Source organism: Streptococcus entericus DSM 14446 (assembly GCF_000380025.1).
In the GTDB taxonomy this organism is placed as follows: domain Bacteria; phylum Bacillota; class Bacilli; order Lactobacillales; family Streptococcaceae; genus Streptococcus; species Streptococcus entericus.
This window is the reverse complement of the sequence record NZ_KB904182.1, coordinates 13268-32965: the sequence shown is the minus strand read 5'-3', so window position 1 is coordinate 32965 and position 19698 is coordinate 13268. Positions and strand designations below refer to the sequence as shown.

General features: G+C 43.4%; 23 protein-coding genes, 1 other RNA gene and 1 pseudogene. 9 read left to right on the top strand and 16 right to left on the bottom strand.

The window, feature by feature from the left end:
- Positions 1 to 5 precede the first annotated feature (5 nt).
- Entirely contained in the window at positions 6 to 677 is a 672-nt protein-coding gene (locus A3GW_RS0107890) for a hypothetical protein (RefSeq protein ID WP_018368744.1), read from the top strand.
- Positions 678 to 831: 154 nt separating this feature from the next.
- Here the strand turns inward: A3GW_RS0107890 and A3GW_RS0107885 are convergent, their stop codons facing one another.
- Entirely contained in the window at positions 832 to 1674 is an 843-nt protein-coding gene (locus tag A3GW_RS0107885; protein ID WP_018368743.1) for a DegV family protein, read from the bottom strand.
- Between the two features lie 120 nt (positions 1675 to 1794).
- Between A3GW_RS0107885 and A3GW_RS0107880 the strand changes: the two genes are divergently transcribed.
- Positions 1795 to 2355 (top strand): TetR/AcrR family transcriptional regulator, encoded by a 561-nt coding sequence (locus A3GW_RS0107880; protein ID WP_018368742.1) that lies wholly within the window; start codon positions 1795 to 1797, stop codon positions 2353 to 2355.
- Between the two features lie 30 nt (positions 2356 to 2385).
- On the opposite strand, the gene A3GW_RS0107875 is transcribed toward A3GW_RS0107880, so the two are convergent.
- From A3GW_RS0107875 to recU, 9 genes are all read right to left on the bottom strand, one after another.
- Positions 2386 to 2793, bottom strand: coding sequence for a hypothetical protein (locus tag A3GW_RS0107875; protein WP_018368741.1), 408 nt, complete (start codon positions 2791 to 2793; stop codon positions 2386 to 2388).
- Positions 2794 to 2969: 176 nt separating this feature from the next.
- Positions 2970 to 3794: a Cof-type HAD-IIB family hydrolase gene (locus A3GW_RS0107870; protein ID WP_018368740.1), complete on the bottom strand. Its 825-nt coding sequence runs from the start codon at positions 3792 to 3794 to the stop codon at positions 2970 to 2972.
- A gap of 11 nt (positions 3795 to 3805) precedes the next feature.
- A complete protein-coding gene (locus tag A3GW_RS10975) occupies positions 3806 to 4459 on the bottom strand; it encodes a trimeric intracellular cation channel family protein (RefSeq protein ID WP_018368739.1) in 654 nt (217 codons plus the stop codon).
- A gap of 159 nt (positions 4460 to 4618) precedes the next feature.
- The gene (locus A3GW_RS0107860) at positions 4619 to 4813 is read right to left on the bottom strand and encodes a heavy-metal-associated domain-containing protein (protein ID WP_018368738.1); all 195 of its coding nucleotides are present in this window, start codon (positions 4811 to 4813) and stop codon (positions 4619 to 4621) included.
- 75 nt (positions 4814 to 4888) lie between these two features.
- Positions 4889 to 7117 carry a heavy metal translocating P-type ATPase gene (locus A3GW_RS0107855; RefSeq protein WP_018368737.1) on the bottom strand — a complete coding sequence of 743 codons (2229 nt, stop codon included), beginning with the start codon at positions 7115 to 7117 and terminating at the stop codon, positions 4889 to 4891.
- Positions 7110 to 7544 (bottom strand): CopY/TcrY family copper transport repressor, encoded by a 435-nt coding sequence (locus tag A3GW_RS0107850; RefSeq protein ID WP_018368736.1) that lies wholly within the window; start codon positions 7542 to 7544, stop codon positions 7110 to 7112. The genes A3GW_RS0107855 and A3GW_RS0107850 overlap by 8 nt, the downstream gene beginning before the upstream one ends.
- 159 nt (positions 7545 to 7703) lie before the next feature.
- Positions 7704 to 8420 carry a YebC/PmpR family DNA-binding transcriptional regulator gene (locus A3GW_RS0107845; RefSeq protein ID WP_018368735.1) on the bottom strand — a complete coding sequence of 239 codons (717 nt, stop codon included), beginning with the start codon at positions 8418 to 8420 and terminating at the stop codon, positions 7704 to 7706.
- 183 nt (positions 8421 to 8603) lie between these two features.
- Positions 8604 to 10754: a penicillin-binding protein PBP1A gene (pbp1a, locus tag A3GW_RS0107840; RefSeq protein ID WP_026216654.1), complete on the bottom strand. Its 2151-nt coding sequence runs from the start codon at positions 10752 to 10754 to the stop codon at positions 8604 to 8606.
- The gene (recU, locus tag A3GW_RS0107835) at positions 10741 to 11340 is read right to left on the bottom strand and encodes a Holliday junction resolvase RecU (RefSeq protein WP_018368733.1); all 600 of its coding nucleotides are present in this window, start codon (positions 11338 to 11340) and stop codon (positions 10741 to 10743) included. The genes pbp1a and recU overlap by 14 nt, the downstream gene beginning before the upstream one ends.
- 81 nt (positions 11341 to 11421) lie before the next feature.
- Here recU and A3GW_RS0107830 point away from each other — a divergent pair, with 81 nt between their 5' ends.
- The 5 genes from A3GW_RS0107830 (at position 11422) to A3GW_RS0107810 (ending at position 15447) form a co-directional block, all read left to right on the top strand.
- On the top strand, positions 11422 to 11943 hold the full coding sequence (locus A3GW_RS0107830; RefSeq protein WP_018368732.1) for an SLOG family protein: 522 nt from the start codon (positions 11422 to 11424) through the stop codon (positions 11941 to 11943).
- A gap of 91 nt (positions 11944 to 12034) precedes the next feature.
- Positions 12035 to 12397, top strand: a complete 363-nt coding sequence (gpsB, locus tag A3GW_RS0107825) for a cell division regulator GpsB (RefSeq protein WP_018368731.1) — start codon at positions 12035 to 12037, stop codon at positions 12395 to 12397.
- Positions 12398 to 12411: 14 nt separating this feature from the next.
- An RNA gene (rnpB, locus tag A3GW_RS11560) (RNase P RNA component class B) lies at positions 12412 to 12788 on the top strand.
- A gap of 123 nt (positions 12789 to 12911) precedes the next feature.
- On the top strand, positions 12912 to 14090 hold the full coding sequence (locus A3GW_RS0107815) for a THUMP domain-containing class I SAM-dependent RNA methyltransferase (protein WP_018368729.1): 1179 nt from the start codon (positions 12912 to 12914) through the stop codon (positions 14088 to 14090).
- Complete coding sequence (locus A3GW_RS0107810) at positions 14083 to 15447, top strand: cell division site-positioning protein MapZ family protein (RefSeq protein WP_018368728.1); 1365 nt, start codon at positions 14083 to 14085, stop codon at positions 15445 to 15447. The genes A3GW_RS0107815 and A3GW_RS0107810 overlap by 8 nt, the downstream gene beginning before the upstream one ends.
- A gap of 488 nt (positions 15448 to 15935) precedes the next feature.
- Here A3GW_RS0107810 and A3GW_RS12230 read toward each other — a convergent pair whose 3' ends face one another.
- The 6 genes from A3GW_RS12230 to A3GW_RS12225 all read right to left on the bottom strand — a co-directional run bounded on the left by A3GW_RS12230 (position 15936) and on the right by A3GW_RS12225 (position 18881).
- Entirely contained in the window at positions 15936 to 16211 is a 276-nt protein-coding gene (locus A3GW_RS12230; RefSeq protein WP_419757108.1) for a GNAT family N-acetyltransferase, read from the bottom strand.
- A gap of 163 nt (positions 16212 to 16374) precedes the next feature.
- Entirely contained in the window at positions 16375 to 16575 is a 201-nt protein-coding gene (locus tag A3GW_RS0107795; protein ID WP_018368725.1) for a YdeI/OmpD-associated family protein, read from the bottom strand.
- 331 nt (positions 16576 to 16906) lie between these two features.
- Positions 16907 to 17623 carry a DUF6796 family protein gene (locus tag A3GW_RS0107785; RefSeq protein WP_026216653.1) on the bottom strand — a complete coding sequence of 239 codons (717 nt, stop codon included), beginning with the start codon at positions 17621 to 17623 and terminating at the stop codon, positions 16907 to 16909.
- A 39-nt stretch (positions 17624 to 17662) separates the two neighbouring features.
- Complete coding sequence (locus A3GW_RS0107780) at positions 17663 to 18196, bottom strand: DUF1697 domain-containing protein (RefSeq protein WP_018368723.1); 534 nt, start codon at positions 18194 to 18196, stop codon at positions 17663 to 17665.
- Between the two features lie 21 nt (positions 18197 to 18217).
- Positions 18218 to 18688, bottom strand: coding sequence for a putative immunity protein (locus A3GW_RS0107775; RefSeq protein WP_018368722.1), 471 nt, complete (start codon positions 18686 to 18688; stop codon positions 18218 to 18220).
- Between the two features lie 79 nt (positions 18689 to 18767).
- A complete protein-coding gene (locus A3GW_RS12225; RefSeq protein ID WP_211205403.1) occupies positions 18768 to 18881 on the bottom strand; it encodes a DUF4260 family protein in 114 nt (37 codons plus the stop codon).
- Positions 18882 to 18951: 70 nt separating this feature from the next.
- Between A3GW_RS12225 and A3GW_RS12220 the strand changes: the two are divergent.
- Both A3GW_RS12220 and A3GW_RS0107770 read left to right on the top strand, forming a co-directional pair.
- Positions 18952 to 19035 (top strand): annotated as a pseudogene (locus A3GW_RS12220) (conjugal transfer protein TraG); the annotation flags it as partial.
- An 80-nt stretch (positions 19036 to 19115) separates the two neighbouring features.
- Positions 19116 to 19601 (top strand): putative immunity protein, encoded by a 486-nt coding sequence (locus A3GW_RS0107770; RefSeq protein WP_018368721.1) that lies wholly within the window; start codon positions 19116 to 19118, stop codon positions 19599 to 19601.
- Positions 19602 to 19698 lie beyond the last annotated feature (97 nt).

The window sequence follows — 19698 nt, the reverse complement described above, 5'->3', positions numbered from 1 at the left end:
ATCTCATGAAAAAAACGTCCTTGTCTGAAATTTTTTATTTCATTTTAAGCCTCGTCCTCATCGGTTTATTTGTCTTGATTTACCTTTTCCATCATCAAAAGCAAGCACAGACAGCATCCAGCCGTCCAAAAACAGTGCAAACTTCCAAAGCAGCATCTAAAAAAGTTCCTAAAACAGATGCAGCCTTGGATGAATGGATAAAGCGCCTTGAAGCGCTCGAAAAAACGCCTAAGGCTGATCTGCTTGAGAAGTTGAAGGAGGATTATCGAACTCTGGAAGATAGCGAGAAGAAGACCGCCTTGGCTCAACGGTTAACAGAGCTAGAAGCTGAGATTACTCGTATTTCTGAGGCTGAAGAAGCAGTTGTTTTAGCTGAAACTTACGGTTATCAGTCTTACATTGCGGAAGCTCGCGCTCTGGTTGGTACGATAAAAACAGTAAGCAAGAAGGAAGAATTACAAGCAAGACTAAATGTTTTGTATGTTCCTCCGGTTCAGTCGGAGACGACAGTTGAAACGGTAGCTGAAACGCTTACCCCTACCGTCCCAGTTCAGCCAGAACCAAGAACTGAGGCGGTCATTGTTCCCACTCAGCCAGTGGCACCGGCGGTTGAATCACCAACCAGTTCAGTTCAATCCACTGGGTCTCAAAGCAATGAAACGGCGACTTCAGAATAAGAGATAAGACTTTTGCTTAACAAGTGATTGCTGGGTGAGGTCTTTCTCGCCACAGTAAAAAACACTCCATGTTGCTAGTTTACTAGATGCAACAGGAGTGTTTTTTTAGCCTTGTTTTAAGGGGTAACTGTTAAGTTTTTTATTGTCAGGTAAACTAAATCTCGTATCCCAACAAAATGCCGCCTTCTTCTGCATAAAAACTGCAGAGACCGCTGGTTGGAATAGACTGAATGGTCGCGTTAGGGAACTTTGCTGTTAGCCCTTCTGTGATTTGTTCACAAATTTTGTCGTTGTTACGGTGGGAAATCATAACCCTGCCACCTTTGTAGCCAGCTTTAACCATTTCCTCAATGACTGCCGTAACAGCTTTCTTTTGCCCGCGAGCTTTTTGGAGCAATTCCAAGGTCCCTTCGTCGCTGGCTTGACCGACCATGCGGATATTGAGCAAACCGACGACTGTTCCAACGAGCTTGCTCAAGCGCCCGTTTTTAACGAGATTATCAACTTTAGCAAGAGCAAAAGCCAGTTTGGTGCTGCGGTGATAGGTTTTTAGTTCAGCTACAACGTCTTCAAAACCAAGACCGCTTGCAATCAAGTCGTTTAGCTTTAGGGCTAGCAGATCTTGCTCACCACCAGCTGATAAGGAATCAAAAATGTGAACCTGCGCCTCTGGGTGCTCTTCAAGGTACATCTCCGAACCTAGGCGAGCACTGTTATTGCTTCCAGACAAGGTTCCTGTGATAGTAATAATGATGGCTTTGCTGGCCCCCTCAAGCGCTTGACGGTAAGCCTCAGGGCTAGGGCAGGCCGATTTTGAAGCGGTTGGCGTTGCGTACATCAAGTCCATCATCTGGTCAATATCAAGACCTGCATCGTCCACAAAAATTTGCTCCCCTACCTGAATGGTCAGTGGGACATTGACAAATTGTACTCCTGCCGCTAAATTTGGTAATTCTCTAAAGTTACATCCTGAATCAACAATAATTTTCCAGGTCATCACTTTTCCTCCAACTGTTCATAACTTGACAAATGTTGTTGTCTTTACTACAATTATACCATAAGAGAGAGCGGTTTTCTGGCTGAGAAAATCGGCTGTCACACAAAGAAAGAGACTGTCATGCCTGAAAAAATTCTATCCCAAAATTCCTTGAATAATCTCAAGCAAGCAAATTTAGAGGCCAAGCAAGTCACCAGAGAAGCACTGGAGACGGCTTTGTTGTGCTTATTGGAGAAAAAACCGATTGCACAAATCACCGTCTCAGAGCTCGTTGTTAGGGCGGGTGTGTCGCGCAATGCTTTCTACCGCCATTACAAGAATAAAGAAGAGATTTTTTCAAAGCTGCTTTCCAGAACACTGCATGGGATTTTTCGGGGGCTGAGTCAGTTTGATCTTAAAACACAGGTTGTTCAAGCCTGGTCCTATCTACTCAATGAAGCCAAGAGCCATGTCCAGATTTTTCGTTTAGCCTTCCAGCAGCAGTTTCAACAGTTGCTGACTAGTGCAGTTGCCAAACGCTTCAGAGCCTACCAACGCCTCTGTCGGAAAAAGTGTTCCAGTTACACCACATCATTTTTCAGCAATGCCATTATCGCGATGCTGGGCAAATGGATTGCTGATGGCATGGTTGTTTCAGTTGAAGAAATGGCTAATATGGGACTACCTCTTTTGCCACAATAAGAAAAAATCAGCTCTTTGGCTGATTTTTTCTTAGATTGATTGATAAAGTCGACGAAGTAGGAAACCTCCTGCCAAAGCATGAATAAAATACCCCACCTTAATATAACTGAAACTGTAATAGCGAAAGAGTGCCAAGTAGTCTAATGGCGTGACATTAAGCAAGTCACCAAATGTAACGACCCAAAGCAAGAGAATAACAAAGACAATCGAGGCGACTAGAAGCAGAAAGCGCCGTTTCAGGTAATCAGCTAAGCCCAAAAGTACAAGGAAAGCCAGAAAGACATACCAATAGCGCAGGGCTATCTCCCAGCCAGCAAAAACTCTGTCGCGTTCTTCCTCGCTGAAAGGACCACCTAACGTCAGAAAGTCATAAACCTGCAACCAAGGGAGAAGAAAGCTCAGTAGGTAACAGAGGAGAGGGAAATGAGGCTTTGTCATCATCTTTTCCTTTCTGAATAAACGGCAAAAAATGACTCTAACCACAGAATAAAGTTGTCCATCGGAACTACCTCCTACGACTTGTTGTATTCGCTTTCATTTTATCAGATTTTCTTTTTTTGTCAAGCAAAAGCGATAAACGTTTATCAGGTTTATCGCCCTCTCCAATCAGTGATTTAATAACCTTTTTTTAGTGCCCAGCGGTCAATGGCTTGGGCCACACCAGCCTCATCGTTTGTTCCAGTCACATATTTTGCCAGCGCCTTAACATGGTCTGGGCTATTGCCCATGGCGACACTGTAGCCGGCATAACTAAGCATTTCGAGGTCATTGTTGGCATCGCCTAAGGCCATAACTTCTTCGGGAGCATAGCCGAGCTTGTCAGCTAGTTTGGCTAGGGCGGTTGCCTTGGTTGCTCCTTTAGGCATGGTTTCAAAGATATAGTGTTGGCTACGAACGGTGCTAAATCGTTCTGACAAGACAGCTTCGTAAGTTTCTTGGAAAGGATCTAAATCAGCTGCCTCACCAACAATCATAGCTTCAAAGTAGGTCACATCCTTGCTCAGCAATTCCTCCAAACTAACACAAACTGGCTCTGTAAACACCAAGCCAGCGTCCCAAGTGATAATCGGTAGCGGTTCCTGTGCCACGACATAATAGTGGTCGGTATCAAATGCGGTCAACTGAACCCCAGGAATATCTTCCTGGAGATGATAGAGGTAGGTCAGTTCCTCAGGAGTTAAATGAAAGTCATCAACCAGTTCCCAGTCTTGTCGTTTATGGGTGGAACAGCCGTTGTTGACAATGACGTAGTCGTCTGGAGAAACGTCAAGCTGCTCAAAGAAAGGCTTGACCCCCACCAAGGGGCGTCCTGTACAGATGACGACCTTGATGCCAGCCTCAGTCGCTTCTTTTAGTGCTCGGATATTTTCTTGTGGCAGTTGCTTTTGGCTATCGAGCAAGGTGCCATCCATATCAATAGCAATCAGTTTAACAGTCATATCAATCTCCTTTATACGATATCCTCATTTGAGGGGGTGTCAACGTAGTAAGACGAGCTGTCGGCTTGCCATTTGGATTTTGGAAGATGCCAGCCTCGTTTATAACCAAGCATCCGTAAGGTCACAATTAACACCGCTAAAAGGTAGTAACCGAAGTCGTTGTTAACCACTCTGAAATGAATCAAGATAGCAGCTAAAATTGACCAGCCAGCATAGACCTCAGTTTGCAATACGGCTGGTTTACGTCCAGCTAACATATCGCGGATAATACCGCCTCCTGCTCCTGTTAAAACAGCCGCCACGATAACTGCACTCAATGACCACCCTTGATTTTGGGCATGCAAGGCGCCTTTTATCGAAAACGCTGCTAGACCAATCGCATCTGCAACTACATCTGCCCGCTTCCAATGCTTGTCGACCAGATGAGGCAGGAAAAAAAGAAGCAGGATCACGATCATGGCAATGTGAAATTCGACCTCTTGCCCCCAGAGCGTAGACACTGGCAAACCAATGAGCAAGTTTCTGACAGCACCTCCCCCAAAAGCGGTGACAAATCCGAGAATAAACACGCCAAGAATATCAAATTCTTCTTCCATGGCCACGATAGCCCCTGAGATGGCAAAAGCTACCGTCCCGATAATGTTTAAGATGCCCCAAACGTCCATAGACTCTCCTTGTCTTCGTTTTCTCTAGTTTACCATGAAACTACTGAAAACGCTACATTGAAATCAGTTTTTTCAAAACGATTACCACATAACTTAAAAGCCGTCCCTGCATTTCAGACAAGCTAACAGAGAGACGGCTTTTAAAATCAACAAAACGACTTAGTCAATCCTAAACTTAGTGCCTTTTAAGGCACGATTGAGGGTCATTTTCCAGGCTGTTCCTGTAACGGTAATTTGCTTATCCTCCAAATTAACATGAACAGCATCGACAGTTTTCAACGCCAGCAGTTTTTCGGTGACGGTATTGACACAGCCTTGGCATTTGAGACCTGAGATAGAATATGTTTTTTCCATAATTTGCTCCTTGTGTCTGTATTAGCAGACTCTCTTTTGAATGATTAATGTTAACGGTTTAGGTAAGGTTGTGCCTTAGCTAGCTTGTCGCCTGAGCCGTAGTGTATTTGTCAGAACAGATACCGAGCTCAAGCTCATGGCAAGGCCTGCTAGCATTGGATCAAGAAGCGGTCCACCAAAGAAGTGGAGCACGCCCATCGCTACTGGAATGGCTAAAATATTATAAATAAAGGCTAGAAAGAGATTTTGTTTGATGGCTCGCAGGGTCAAACGACTGATGGCAAAGACTTTGAGCAAGGCCGTTAAATCAGCGGTCATCAGGACGATATCTGCTGCTTCAATGGCAATATCTGCCCCAGCTCCGATGGCGATGCCGACATCGGCTAGGGTTAAAGCAGGGGCATCATTGATTCCATCGCCCACCATAGCAACCCGTCGCCCTTTTGCTTGTAAACTGGCTACAACACTGGCTTTATCCTGAGGTAGTACCTGACTAATGACATCCGTTATGCCTAGTTTTTTGGCAATAGCTGACGCTGTTTTCTCGTGGTCACCGGTCAGCATGACAACAGCGTAGCCTGCGGATTGGAGTTGCTTGACGGTGGATAAGGCTTCTGAACGGATGGGATCTGCGACTGTTAGTAATCCCCACAAGATTCCGTCAACTGCTAGAAAAATCGGTGTTTGCCCTGCTTCAGTTGCCTGCGATAGGTCATTGAGGGCTGCTGTTATCGCGACCCCTCTTTCTGTCATCAATCGTTCATTTCCCAACAATATCTCCTGCTCTGCGATTTTACCAGATAACCCATAGCCTGATAGGGTCTCTAACTCATCTACTGGTAATAGGTCAAGCCCCTGAGTCTCTGCTTCAGCAAGTACCGCCTGGCTCAAGGGGTGCTGGGAGAGTCTTTCCAAAGATGCAGCCAGTTGTAAGATTTCTTCCTGAGTCTTATGATAGGCCCTAGTCGCCATGAGGTGAGGGTTGCCGAGGGTCAGAGTTCCTGTCTTGTCGAACACAATCGTGTCAACCTGATGGGCTAGTTCCAGCATGTCCCCTCGTTTGTAGAGGACACCCTGCTCTGCTGCCAGTCCTGTGCCTACCATGATAGCGGTTGGGGTGGCCAATCCTAGAGCACAAGGACAGGCGATGACCAGAACCGCAAGGGCAGTTGTTAGGGCAAAAGCAAAAGATTGGCCCATCACAACCCACCAAAAGAAACCAGTCAGCACGGCAAGGAGCATCACCACTGGAACAAAGATACGTGACACTTGGTCAGCCAGTTTAGCGATGGGAGGCTTGCTGCTTTGCGCTTCCTCTACTAAGGTAATAATTTGTGCGAGGAGGGTCTCAGAACCGATTTTTTCTGCTCGGTAGCGTAGACTGCCTTGTCCATTGACACTACCTGCATAAACAGGAGAACCGATTGTCTTTTCAACAGGCAAGGATTCGCCGGTTAGCAGGCTTTCATCAATACTTGATTGTCCCCAGATGACTTGACCGTCGACGGCTACTTTTTCCCCAGCGGCTAATTCAAGTTCGTCCCCGATAACAATCTCCTCAATAGGAAGCCGATAAGCCTTACCGTTGCGAATGACTGTTGCTTCCTTAGCAGATAACCGAAGAAGCTTTTTCAAGGCTTGGGAGGTTCGTCCTTTGGACAAGGTTTCAAGGTATTTGCCAAAGGTCATCAAGGTCAAAATAACCGCAACTGACTCAAAATAGAGGTGGTGCACATGGTGCACGTGCCCCAGCAAGACATGATAAGCGTTGTAAAAACTATAAATGAGCGCGGATAAGGTCGCCACCGCTACCAAGCTATCCATGTTAGGATGACCTGTCCTCAATGCCCTAAATCCTCGTTTAAAAAACAAGCGTGACACCCAGACAACAGGCAAGGTCAGGATGACATTGACCGCTAGATAAGCCAGAGGCGCCCGATCAGGTGCTACAGCAGCTGGAACAGGCAAACCAATCATGCTACCCATAGTCAGATAAAACAGTGGCAGAGTGAAGAGGCTAGACCAAAACAGACGCCGTTTTAATTCGCTTAACTCGATGTCTTCTCGCGCATCCTGAGAAAGACTGAGCTTGTCATCGTAAACCTGCCCTTGATAGCCAGCTTCAGCAATGGTCGCTAAAATCTTTTCTTCAGTTAAGCTGGTGTCTCGTGTGACCGTCAATTTTTCTGTAGCTAGATTGACTGTCGCTTCACTAACTCCCACTAGCTTAGAGACCGCCTCTTCGATGGTTCCAGCACAGGATGCGCAGGTCATGCCAGAAATTAAAAATGTTTGTTTAACCATGTTGTACCTCCTTTTCGCAAGTGCATTGACTAGGCAGGCAGTTACATGGGACGACGTCAACCACCTGCTCTTTTTTGGAGCATAGCAGAGCCTCAGCCGCTGCTATATCGCTTGCTGTCATGGGCAAGTCTGTTAAGATCGATAGGAGCAGAGGTAAATGCTTACGTTGGCAGATTTTGTCAAATGCTTGACGCACCTCCTCCTGATAGGTCGCCTCCTCTGCCAAAATGGGGGAATAGATATACTGGCGTCCGTGACGCTCCGTCTGTAGAGCTCCCTTATCCACCAAGCGTCCCAATAACGTCTTGATGGTTGAAGGGGACCAGTTGAATTTATCTTGCAGGCTAGTGATGATGGCTGAGCTAGGTAAAGCCCCCTGAGCCCAGACCACGCGCATGACCTGCCATTCAGATGCTGAAAGTGACATAAGGAACTCCTTTCGTTTACATTTGTAGATATATTTTAACATAAGCGAAAGACGCTGTCAAATAAAAATTTACAAATGTAGATATATCTATCGGTAAAAAATAAAAACAGACGAACCTGAGTTGGTCATCAGAATCGTCTGTTTTTATTTTTCAGCGAATTAGAAGTCTGCGACGTTGTGATAAACCTTTTGCACATCGTCATCGTTTTCCAGAGCATCAACTAATTTCTCAAAAGTCGCCAAATCCTCATCGGATAGAGTTACTTCGCTTTGAGGAATCATCTCAAGCTCAGTCACTTGAAATTCGCTAATACCTGCTGCACGAAGGGCCTCCAGCCCCTTATGAAGGTCAGTTGGAGCAGTGTAGACAGTAATCATACCATCCTCAGCTTCGACATCATCAACTTCCACATCAGCCTCTAACAGCGTCTCGAAGATGCTGTCTGCATCATCACCATTAAAGACGATGACCCCCTTCTTATCAAACATGAACGACACAGAGCCTGCCGCTCCCATGTTCCCGCCATTTTTACCGAAGGCTGTCCGAACATTAGCAGCCGTTCGATTCACATTGCTGGTCAAGGTATCCACGATAATCATTGATCCATTTGGACCAAAGCCTTCATAACGCCCTTCAACGAAGGTCTCATCAGTCTTACCTTTGGCCTTGTCAATCGCACGGTCGATGATGTGTTTAGGTACTTGGGCCTGCTTAGCTCGCTCGAGCACAAACCGAAGCGCTGCATTACTCTCTGGGTCTGGCTCTCCCTTTTTCGCGGCAACATAGATTTCAACTCCAAACTTGGCATAAACTTTTGAGTTAGCCCCGTCTTTGGCTGTCTTTTTAGCGACAATGTTCATCCACTTACGTCCCATGGTAAGTCTCCTTTTATCTTTTTTGGAAAATAGCAGAGCTGTCCATCAGCTGACTACTTTAATTGCTCTACCATTATAGCACACAATGCCCTCTTGGTAAAATGCTTTTGTAAACTCTTGACTAAAAAGTGATCATCTAAGCAAATACAAAAACCTACCCTGGAGTAAGTTTTTGCAATTATTTTACTGACCACTAGCACTGGAGCTGGCTTCTGGTTGTGCTTGGCTCACAGTTGGAAGAGTATCTGTTGTTGTCTCGGTGCTCGTTTGGGTCGATGTTGATGAGACGTCTGTCGATGAACTAGATGAGGAACTACTTGAGCTGTAGTTAAACCATTGTTGCTGTGGGTAGTAACCATCTCTGTAGAGGAAACCACCGCTACGGTAGATGCCGCTAGGCATTTCCCAATCAGCTCCCGAATAATCATCTAGGTAGGTCATCATGGCACGGTACACTCGTTGGGCAATTCGCAAATCATTGCCATAAAGAGGCGTTAACCTATTTTTGTAACCTGTCCAGACAGCCATTGAGTAACGTGGGGTATAGCCGACAAACATCTCATCGGGAGCCATCAAGCCAACGCTGTCAGGTGTGACACCATACTCACCTTCAATAATCGCATACTCTTCGTCAGTGTAGTTTGATGTCCCAGACTTACCTGCCTGAACGAGCCCTGGAATATAAGCCGTTGTCCCTGTTCCGCCTGTGTAGAGTACTGTTTTTAGCATGTCTGTCATCATGTAAGCCGTCACTTCTGACATCGCTCTCGTTTCTTCTGGGGTGTAGTCGACAACGCGACCATCACTAAATTCGATTTTATTGACATACTGGGGTTTGATGTAGGTGCCTCCGTTGGCAAAGGCAGCATAAGCTGCAGCCATGTTTTCGCTACTTGCGCCGTATTGCTCGTCAACGACAGAAGTATTACTTGAAATGGCATTTGAATAATACAGCTCAGGGTAGTTGATGCCGATTTGACTGAGGAAGGTTTTGGCACGCTCAAGTCCGACAGCTTCTAGGGTTCGAACCGCAGGCACATTTCGTGACATCTGGATAGCACGTTGAACAGGCATCCAGCCATAGTGCAATTTGTCCCAGTTGTTGAGCTCGGTTGTGGTACCTGGCCAATTATAAACAGAGTCGTTTAGCTGATGAGCAGTTGTATGGTAAATATCGTACTCAAAAGCTGGTGCGTAGTCCGTAATTGGTTTCATGGTTGACCCCCAATCACGGTCAGTCATGACCGCTTGGTTAGTACCAAACGATGTGTTCGGGTCTTGGAGGCGGCTACCTAACTGGGCGATGACCTTACCATTTGTGACATCCATAAGGGTTGAGGCAACTTGGAAGTCGTTGTCTGGGAAATAGACGTATTCGTCAGTATTGTAGATATCCCACAAGTGTTGTTGAATCGCCTGATCGACGTTAGTATGAACTTTTAACCCTGAAGTAAAAATATCACTGCCGGTCTTTTCGTGTACCTCCTCAATAACTTGTTTGAGGTAGTTATCGAGATATGGCGCATAGCTTGGTCGATCAGACAAGGGGAGTAACCCATCTGCTATAGGGGTTGCAACTGCTTGGTCGTATTCCTCCTGGGTGATGTGCTCGTAGCGAAGCATTTGTCCCAAAACGATGTTGCGACGTTCTTGTGCAGCTTCAGGGTTGACATAAGGGTTGTATTGGCTCGGTGCTTGGGGAATACCAGCCAATAAGGCAACCTGCGCGGTGGTCAAGTCTTTTAAGTCTTTGCCAAAATAAGCTTTGGAAGCCGTCAGCATTCCATAGTTACCGTTACCCATGAAAACCTTATTGACATAAAAGGTCAAAATCTCTTGTTTGGTGTACTGTTTTTCCATTTGAAGAGATAGCCAGATTTCCTGGATTTTACGTTTTATGGTCTGGTCAGAGCTTTCGGTTGAGAAATAAGCTAACTTAATCAACTGCTGATCGAGAGTTGACCCCCCTTGCAAACTATCGTTGTTAAGGTTATGCCAGATAGAGCCTAAAATACGGTAAACATCGACACCGCGATGTTTGAAGAAACGATGGTCTTCGATGGCAGTCACCGCATTGACCAAGTTTAAGGGGATATTATCCGCAGTAACACTTTCACGCTTTTCAGCACCCAAGTCAGCAATCAACTGCCCTTGGTTATCAAACACCAGACTGGAAGAAGTAACTTGCAAGTGTTCCTCGTCTAGTTTAGGTGCGGTACTGGCATAGTAAGCAAAGACTAGACTGCCCAGTATAGTACCTAGAATTGTCAATATCAGACCGATACCCGCGAGATATTTTAAAGATTTTACAACTGTCGGTTTAATAGTCATCACCGCCTAACAAATTTTTTTCTATAATGTCCAAGTAAGGAATTTGAGGAAAGGCACCTTGCTCTATGGGATAGCCGTGTTTTTTGATATAATCAAGAGGCATTGATTTTTGTCCCTTAACCTCTGTATAAAAGGCAATCAAACTCTTGGCAGGTAAGAGGAAGGTTTGCTGGCTTATTGAAAAATGAAGAAGGACAAAGCAGATGCCCTGCTGCTCGAGAACATGAGCCATGTGGTCAATCTGGTGTTGATGAAAGTTTTTGAGAGGAAAACTAGCCTTCTGCCTTGTTTCCTTGGCCTCAAAATCAATGTAGTACCCTCGATAGACACCAGAGTAGTCGGTTGTTGATGCATGCCTAAAATAAGCCTCCACAATCTTAGCTCGGCTACGGCGTGGGTAATCAACCTTGACAATCTGAACAGGCGTCGGTTTTTTATGAATAACAGCAAGACCTCTTGACAAATAATAGTCATTTGTGGCATTGATGGCTGTTTCAAAGGACATGCCTCGATTGGCAAAATCAGTAACCTGGGTCTCCGTTTTGTTACTAACGAGGCGCCGGTTGAGTTTATTTGGATAATTAACCATGAGCCTCCTCTTTCCTAAATTAGCTTTTGGACAATATAAAGCACTCTTATTATACCATAAAAATAAAAAGGAGAAAAATATATGACTGCATTTCTTGTTGTGGGCTACAAAACCATGGACCTAAACATTTTTTCGGACAAGGACCCTAAGGTCAACATCATCAAAAAAGCTATAAAAAAAGACCTGGTTCAGCTCTTTGAAGATGGTGTGAATTGGCTGATTTTTCAAGGAAATTTAGGGTTTGAAAGCTGGTGTTTAGAGGTGGCTTTAGAGCTGAAACAAGAGTACGATGTGCAGTTGGCTTGCATTTTTCCTTTTGCCGATCACGGGCAATCTTGGTCAGAGAGCAATCAGATGATTTTAGCTAAATTTCGGCAGCTAGATTATGTTAACCATAGCTTTGCTAGCTATAGTCAGCCGAGCCAGCTTAGTCAACACCAAGATTTCCTCCTTAACAACAGCCAAGGGGTCTATCTGTTTTACGATTCAGAACATGAAACCAAGCTCCGCTATTTTGTTAAAGCAGTAAAAGAACGAGCAGGCTATGACATCAAACAGCTCGATTTTGAGCGCTTAAATGAACTTGCCCAAGAGGAGTCCTAAAAAATCCAGTGTTTTCCCTTGCTTTTTATGGGTAAATCCTGTAACATAGAAATAAAGCTTTTAGCGATAAACAATAGTGTGGAGAGAGTAAATGGCAGCGATTATTTATAGTCCTAAGGACATTTTTGAGCAAGAGTTCAAAGTCACCATGCGGGGGTTTGATAAGGCCGAAGTTGATGAATTTTTAGACAATGTTATTAATGATTACGAGCTGTTTTTAGCTGAAATTGACAGTTTGAAGAAAGAAAATGCCCGCCTCAAGGCAAAATTAAAAGAGGTAATGGATCAACAAGAGGCTAATACTGCGCCTTACACACCACCATTAGTAACACCTGACTACCCTATGTACAGTGAACCTGAGACATTCACGCCAACTTCTGCCAGCAACTTTGATATTTTGAAACGCATCAGCCGTCTGGAAAGAGAAGTTTTCGGAAAACAAATCCAAGAATAGGCTCGTGCTGTGCAATTTTTGGATAATCGCGTAGCAGAGATTGCTATGAGGAAAGTCCATGCTAGCACTGGCTGTGATGCCAGTAGTGTTTGTGCTAGACGAACCAATAAGTCTAGGGACGCAGCTTGCTGCGTTACGGCGGTCAAACAGGCTAAGTCCTCTAGGATATGCTTCAGTAGACCTGAAAAGTGCCACAGTGACGGAGTTTTCATGGAAACGTGAAAAATGGAACGCGGTAAACCCCTCAAGCTAGCAACCCAAATTTTGGTCGGGGCATGGGATGGCTGGAAACGAACGGACCATCTCAACTGTTGCTCAGCAACAGGAGACAGATGATTATACAGAGGGAGAGTAACCTAGTTCTCCCTTGGACAAAACATGGCTTATAGAAAATTGCATAATAGGTAGGCTAGCGTTTGCTAGCTTTTGTTTTAGAAAGATGATGCTAATAATAGCAGGTAAATAAGTGTCTCACAGTTTTTTCCTGTTTAATCGTCATTCAGAAAGGAAAATCATGAAACAGAACTTTAATTTAGTGGCAACAGCAGCTGCTGGACTAGAGGCCGTAGTAGGGAAAGAAATCAAGGCTCTAGGACTAGATTGTCAAGTGGAAAATGGTAAGGTAAAATTTCAAGGAAGCGTTCGCGACATCGCTCTAACCAACCTGTGGTTGCGAGCTGCTGACCGCATCAAGATTATCGTCGGAGAATTTCCCGCCAAAACCTTTGAAGAGCTTTTTCAGGGCGTCTTTGCCTTAGACTGGGAAAATTACCTGCCCTTGGGCTGTGCCTTTCCTGTCAGCAAGGCTAAATGCGTTAAGAGCCAGCTACATAACGAACCCAGTGTTCAGGCCATCACTAAAAAAGCCATTGTCAAAAAACTGCAGAAACACTACCATCGCCCTGAGGGTGTTCCGCTGATGGAGAATGGTCCAGAATTCAAGATTGAAATTTCCCTCTTGAAAGACCGCGCAACAGTGATGATTGATACCACAGGTTCTAGCCTCTTCAAACGTGGCTATCGGACTGAAAAAGGAGGAGCTCCAATCAAGGAAAACATGGCAGCAGCTATCATGATGCTGACAAACTGGTTTCCTGACAAACCGCTCGTTGACATCACCTGTGGCTCGGGCACCTTTTGTATAGAGGCGGCGATGATTGGTTGCAACATTGCCCCAGGCTTTAACCGTGATTTTGCCTTCGAAGCCTGGCCTTGGGTTGATAAAACTATAGTGGCTGAGGTTCGGGCTGACGCCGATAGCAGAGCAAACTATGAGGCGCCGCTGGATATCTCAGGTTTCGATATTGACCAGCGTATGGTGGAGATTGCTAAGAAAAATGCCGCAGAAGCTGGTCTCGGTCATGTGATTACCTTCAAGCAGATGCGGTTGCAGGACTTCCGCACGGATAAAATCAATGGCGTAATCGTGTCAAACCCGCCTTATGGGGAGCGGTTGTTAGATGACAAAGCTATTCAGATTTTGTATAATGAAATGGGGCAAACCCTAGCACCACTCAAAACATGGAGTAAATTCATCCTAACCAGTGATGAACATTTTGAAAAAAGCTATGGCCAAACGGCTGACAAAAAGCGTAAACTGTACAACGGCACTCTCCGAGTAGATCTCTATCAGTTTTATGGTGAGCGTGTCAAAAGAGCAGATAATATCAGGAGGTCAAAAAACGATGTCTAAAGAAAATACCCCGAACCAACCTCTAAATGAACAAAATCTTGATTTTGAACAGGCAAGAGAGATGACTGTTGAAGAAGCCGTCCAAAAAGAAGCCGATTTGGCTGCTGGTGTGACAGCCGAGGACAGTGTCCTAGATAAGTACATCAAAAAAAATCGCGACAAAATTGGTGAGCAAAAATTTGCGAACAAGGATAACATGAAGAACTTGTCTGACATGGATACCTCGTCTCTTGATAATTTTATCGAAAAACAGCGTCAGGAACTGGAAACACAGGTGGGCTCTGAGGAAGTAGCCGCTTCAAAACAACCAGAAGGCTTTGATCAGATTATTGCGCCTGTGGCACCTGTGACTGACGATCTTAGTAAGGTTGCTGAGATTGAAACCTTTTACGGAGATGATTTTGCCACAGCCCCTAACCGACCAAAACGAAAAGGGTGGATTATCGGTAGCTTAGCTGCGCTTTTCCTGGGGATTATCGGTTTGGCTTATGGGCTTAACCAGTTCAATAAGCAGGCGACCACAAACATGTCGTCTAGCCAAACATCAACCAGCAAAAGTAGTTCTACAGCAACATCTTCTGCTAAGCCAGCAGATGTTAAGGCTTTTGACGACCTTTACAAAACATTTTTTGCCGATGAAGCTCTTACAAAACCTAAAAACAGCGAGTTTGACAATATCACTGCTTTAGAGGAAGCCTTGAAAACCTTGGAGGGAACGAGTGACTACGAGGCTGCCAAGGCAAAAGTTGACAGCTTGAAAAAAGCTATTACAGCGATTACCGCTGTGAACGAGCAGTTTGAAACGCCAGCTATTGTGGATGGTGATAAAGTTGAAGCTAAAGTAAAAGAAGGAGCAAGCTTTGACCACTTGACCGCATCCGTTTTAAACACAGGAAAAGCTAATCTTGATACGCTCTTGCAAGGCGTTATCACTGAAGCAAAAGGCTTGGCAAACTCTGGCACAGCTCCGAGCACCACTGCCCAACAAGACAAGTCAACAGCTCCTGACACAGCAACTCCAGATGTTAGTGATGCAAAAGCAGGCAAGTCGAGCGAACCAACTGTACCGCTTCAGCGAGAGCTCAGCCGTGTACCATACAACCAAGCAGTGATTGCTGATGCATCAAATCCTGCATGGGCGTTTAACGATGGTGTGCTAGAAGAGATTCTCCGCGTCTCTCGTGAACGTGGCTACTTTACAGGGGATAATTATATCCTTGAACCTGTAAATATTATCAATGGCAATGGTTACTACAACCTCTTCAAATCAGACGGAACCTACCTCTTCTCTATCAATGCTAAGACAGGGTACTTCGTCGGAAATGGCGCAGGACATGCAGATGCTCTGGATTATTAGGGATTAAATAGTTTGAAAATAAAAACTCCCACCTGTATCAATTTTTTTCAGATACAGGTGGGAATTTTATTTAGCTGATGTTCTTATTTATGAAAGGTTAGATGCTTTAGAGATGGTTTTGGCAGTTAGCTATTCAGCGATGGACGGTGAGCGAGTCTTTATCAGTAATACTCCTGAATGGAAGACTTGGGTTCTGGACGTTGTCAGATCATGTGTCTTCTAAACTCTCTTTCAAAAAGCCATGTTGATGCTGTTTTTACCGCTCGGCATCACGCCACGCAGTAAGACGATAGAGATGCTCATTATTCCTTTCCTTTAAAATAAAAATGCATGTTGCACCAACAATTATTTTTAGTCAAGAGCCAGATACTCGTACTAACAGGGGATTATTTTATTTTCCAAAATTCGTAAGAGCTAGCTATTTCTTATTACCGTACATCAACTTCATAGATGTATTGTTCCCCTTGGGTTCCAAAATAACTTCGCTTTTATTTTTCAACCCCCGATTTTTCATAGAGCTTTTGGGCAATCTCATTTTTATGGTTAACTCCCAGTATAATTTTTTGATAATTAAGGTTCTGCTCGTCGAGAAAAGACTTTAAGACATCTTTATTTAAAGCTTGTTTTGTATATCCTTTACCTTGAAATTTCGGATTGATGGACATAGAACACAGTAGAAAGGCATCACTCTCGGTTGTATAGTAAAACTTGTCCGCTCCTGCGTCTAAGACAAAAAATCCAATCGCCTGATGGTTAGCGAGTATGACAATTTTATAGGCATCTTAGCGATTATCCTCAAGCCACTCTTGGGGTAAGGCAGTGAATGCGAACTGCTGGGAAGCTAGCTCATAAGACAAAACTTCCTGAAATTCTTTACTCAATAATGTTAAAATCACCATAGTTTTTCCTTTTCTTAAAACACAAGTTTTAAGAATATTTCTCAAGCAGTATTTCTACTGTTTTCTCTTTACGTTTTTGCTTGGTTTCCTCTTTTTTGGCTTCATCAATCCACTTGATATACTCGTGTTGGTGAGAAGGGCTTAAACGCCTCCAATATGTCAAGGCTGTAGGATGGGCTTGGAGCATCGTTTCAATCTCTTCGATAATCGTTTTTTCGTTTGGGTTCATTAGTTTCTCCTTTCTAGAAAGTCACTTTTATTGAATTGCGATTTATGACCGCGCCAAGGCCACCAATTTGGTCAAGGTATTCACATTGCGGGTCGTTGCCGTTATGTTGAGCTTTTTTTCAATAAAATTATTGCTTAATATAGAGCGATAAGGCTCTTTTGGCAGATACAACTAAACAGCATTATCTTTAAAAGCCAATTGTTCATCGCCAAAATTTTTATTTTTAAGCACTTGAACCAAACGTTTTTTCACTTTGTCATCACTGTTATTTATTGCTCTTTAGTTAAAATGAATGATTGATAACAAGGCAAGTAATGTTTATCAACTGGTTTCACTTGGAACCTATAATCGCCTGACGAAAAGAAAACAGAACGACAAAAAATATCAAGTATGCCAAGTTAAAGGTTGCGCCTCCTATCCATGCTGCATATGGTGCGTTGATAACATATTTCATCAGCAGAATCATAATACTCAAGGGAACAGGGGTCAAAATAGCCATCCATCGGGGTAAATGTGTTCGTTTCAAAAGAATCGCAATCATGAGGTTAATCCAGCCTAAACCGAGCACCATAACAGCAAGCAACCAACTCATATTGAGCATGTTTACAAAGTCATCAGCAGTTTGTAATATTGGCAAATGTAAGCCTTGATCGGTGTTAAGAACTAGCTTATATATTTCGCCGACATAGAAAAATGCTGCGTGTCCCAAAGGTGATAGCACGACCCCAGCCATTAGTGGTAGGTAGGTGAGCCATGCCGAACAACTATTTTGACCACGGAAAAACTGACGGAGCAACCACATGGCTGGTAGTAGCAACGGTGCCGTCAAAGCTCCGATTAAGGCACCAAACATCAAACGTGGAGTAGAACCTTCCAACATATGTACTGCGGTGTCTACATCTACTTTTTGGGCATAATCCACGGAAAACAAGGGATATTTTTCAGGGCTGGGTTCAAAACCTACTAGTGCCACATCACCGATTATCCAACAGATAGACACAATCCATGCCAGGGTAAAAGCTATATAAATTTTCGTTTTATTGTCCATGTCTTCTCCAAACATGCGTCCGAATCGCACCTTTTCGTGCTATGAACGCGCCAATTCCACCAACTTGGTCAGCGTATTAAAATTACGAGTAGTCGCCGTGATTTTGAGTTTTTTCTCCACAAAAACATTGCTTAATTTAGAACGGGAAGCATCTTTTGGCAGATACAGATAAATGGCGTGTTTGCCAAAGGCTATTTTTTCATCACCGAAATCTTGGTTTTCAAGTTCCTGTACCAGTTTTTCATCTGGCATTTCGTTGCTTAAAGTAAAAAACACACGGCCGATGTCATAACCTTCGCCAAAGGGATTTTCATTTAAAACTTGGGCTATGTCATCGGTGGTTTTGACAATAACAGGCAAATCCGAGCCGTTTTTGTCCAAAATCACAGAATGCACTTTTTCGCTGATTTCTTTGGGCAAGAGCGGACTTTTCAAAATGACATTGCCACTTTGGATATAGGTTCTGACATTATCAAAGCCTGCTTCTTCTAAAATGTCTCTTAAAAAAGCCATTTTGATGCTATTTTTACCGCTCGGCATTACGCCACGCAGTAAGACGATGTAAGTTTTCATAGGGTTTCCTTTCTTAAAAAATTAGTGAGACCCGCACGACAAAAGTAGTTCTATATATTTTTCTCTTTCGGTGCGAACTTTCTCCATATCATTGGGAAAGAGTTTATTGACCATTGTAATCGCTATATCGGTTGCCCAAAGTCCGTGAAATTTAGTATGCGGACTGGCGGCGATTTGTGCCATTGTTCGATAAAATTTTACCTGAGCGGGGTCGGTTTTGTCTTTGGCAAGTCTGCTGATTTGAAAACTGAGATTTCGCGCAGAGTGATAATTGGTTTCGCCATTGAGCCATTTCTTCAGTTCTTCAAAAGCAGAAATCATCTCGGCGGTTGGTTGAAATGATGTTGTCTCCAATAAATAATTCGCCAATCGCAAACAAAATGTCACGATTTCGCTCTTGGTTTTGGTGTCAAAAATAGTGATAAATTCATCTCGTAATTCTGAGACATCATCTATTTTGCCTACTATCTTTTGATACGAATAAAAATTCATATTTTTCCTTTCTTAAAAAATTAGTGCGACCCACACGGGGATTTTATTTCACAAGTTAAAAATTATTACCTGTCGTAGCTCATGACTTACCAATTCTTCCCAAATGCGTATTGTTAAAATCATCGGAATATTTTAAGCCAAAGCCCAGCGTTCTATCAAAAGCCACATGCGAAGAAAGCACACTACCAATCACTTGGCATTCAATGCTTTCCCTCTATAACACAATGGGAGAAGACCTTTGACAACTATATCGGGAATGAAACAAAAACCTGTTTGACATAGAAAGCTATATAAAAAGGCGTGGAAAAGCAAAGCTTAACAAAAACACAGTTATTGTGAGATTGTAAAATTTTGTTATGTATATGGTGGGTATATTTGATATAATTAAATTTATTAGCTAAAATATAAATTTTGGAGGTGAGTAGAATTGCCTACTGTTGCTAAGATAAAAATCTATGATATACCGGAATTAAGAAAACAACTTGATACTTTATATGACAATTCTTCACAAAAAGAAATTGCTAAGTGGGCATTAAAACTTGCAAAGCATATATTAGGACAATATGCCCCTTCATATGAAACAGATAAAACTGTATTAAAAGGATATAGTATAAATGAATGTTGGCAAAATGGTATAGTGATAAAAATGTATGATTTGAGGCAAGCTGGATTTTCTATTCATAGGCTTGCTAAGGAACAAAAAAGCAATATTATATGTATGGCATTACGAGTTGTTGGGCAAGCCGTCGGAACTGCACATATGAAAGAACACGGAATGGTCGCTTCAGATTATGCTATAAAATGTTGCAACATCGCCTATCCCAATAATAAAGATAAAGTAGAGCAAGAACGCTTGTGGCAAATTAATGAGTTAAGAAAGATATGTAGTGAAACTAATAAAAGGGACTTGTAGCACTATTAATAAAATAAGATAAACACATCAGACGGCAGAGAGCAAAATCTCTATCGTCTTTTTTATGTAAAAAATGTGGAGGAAAAGATGACAAGGA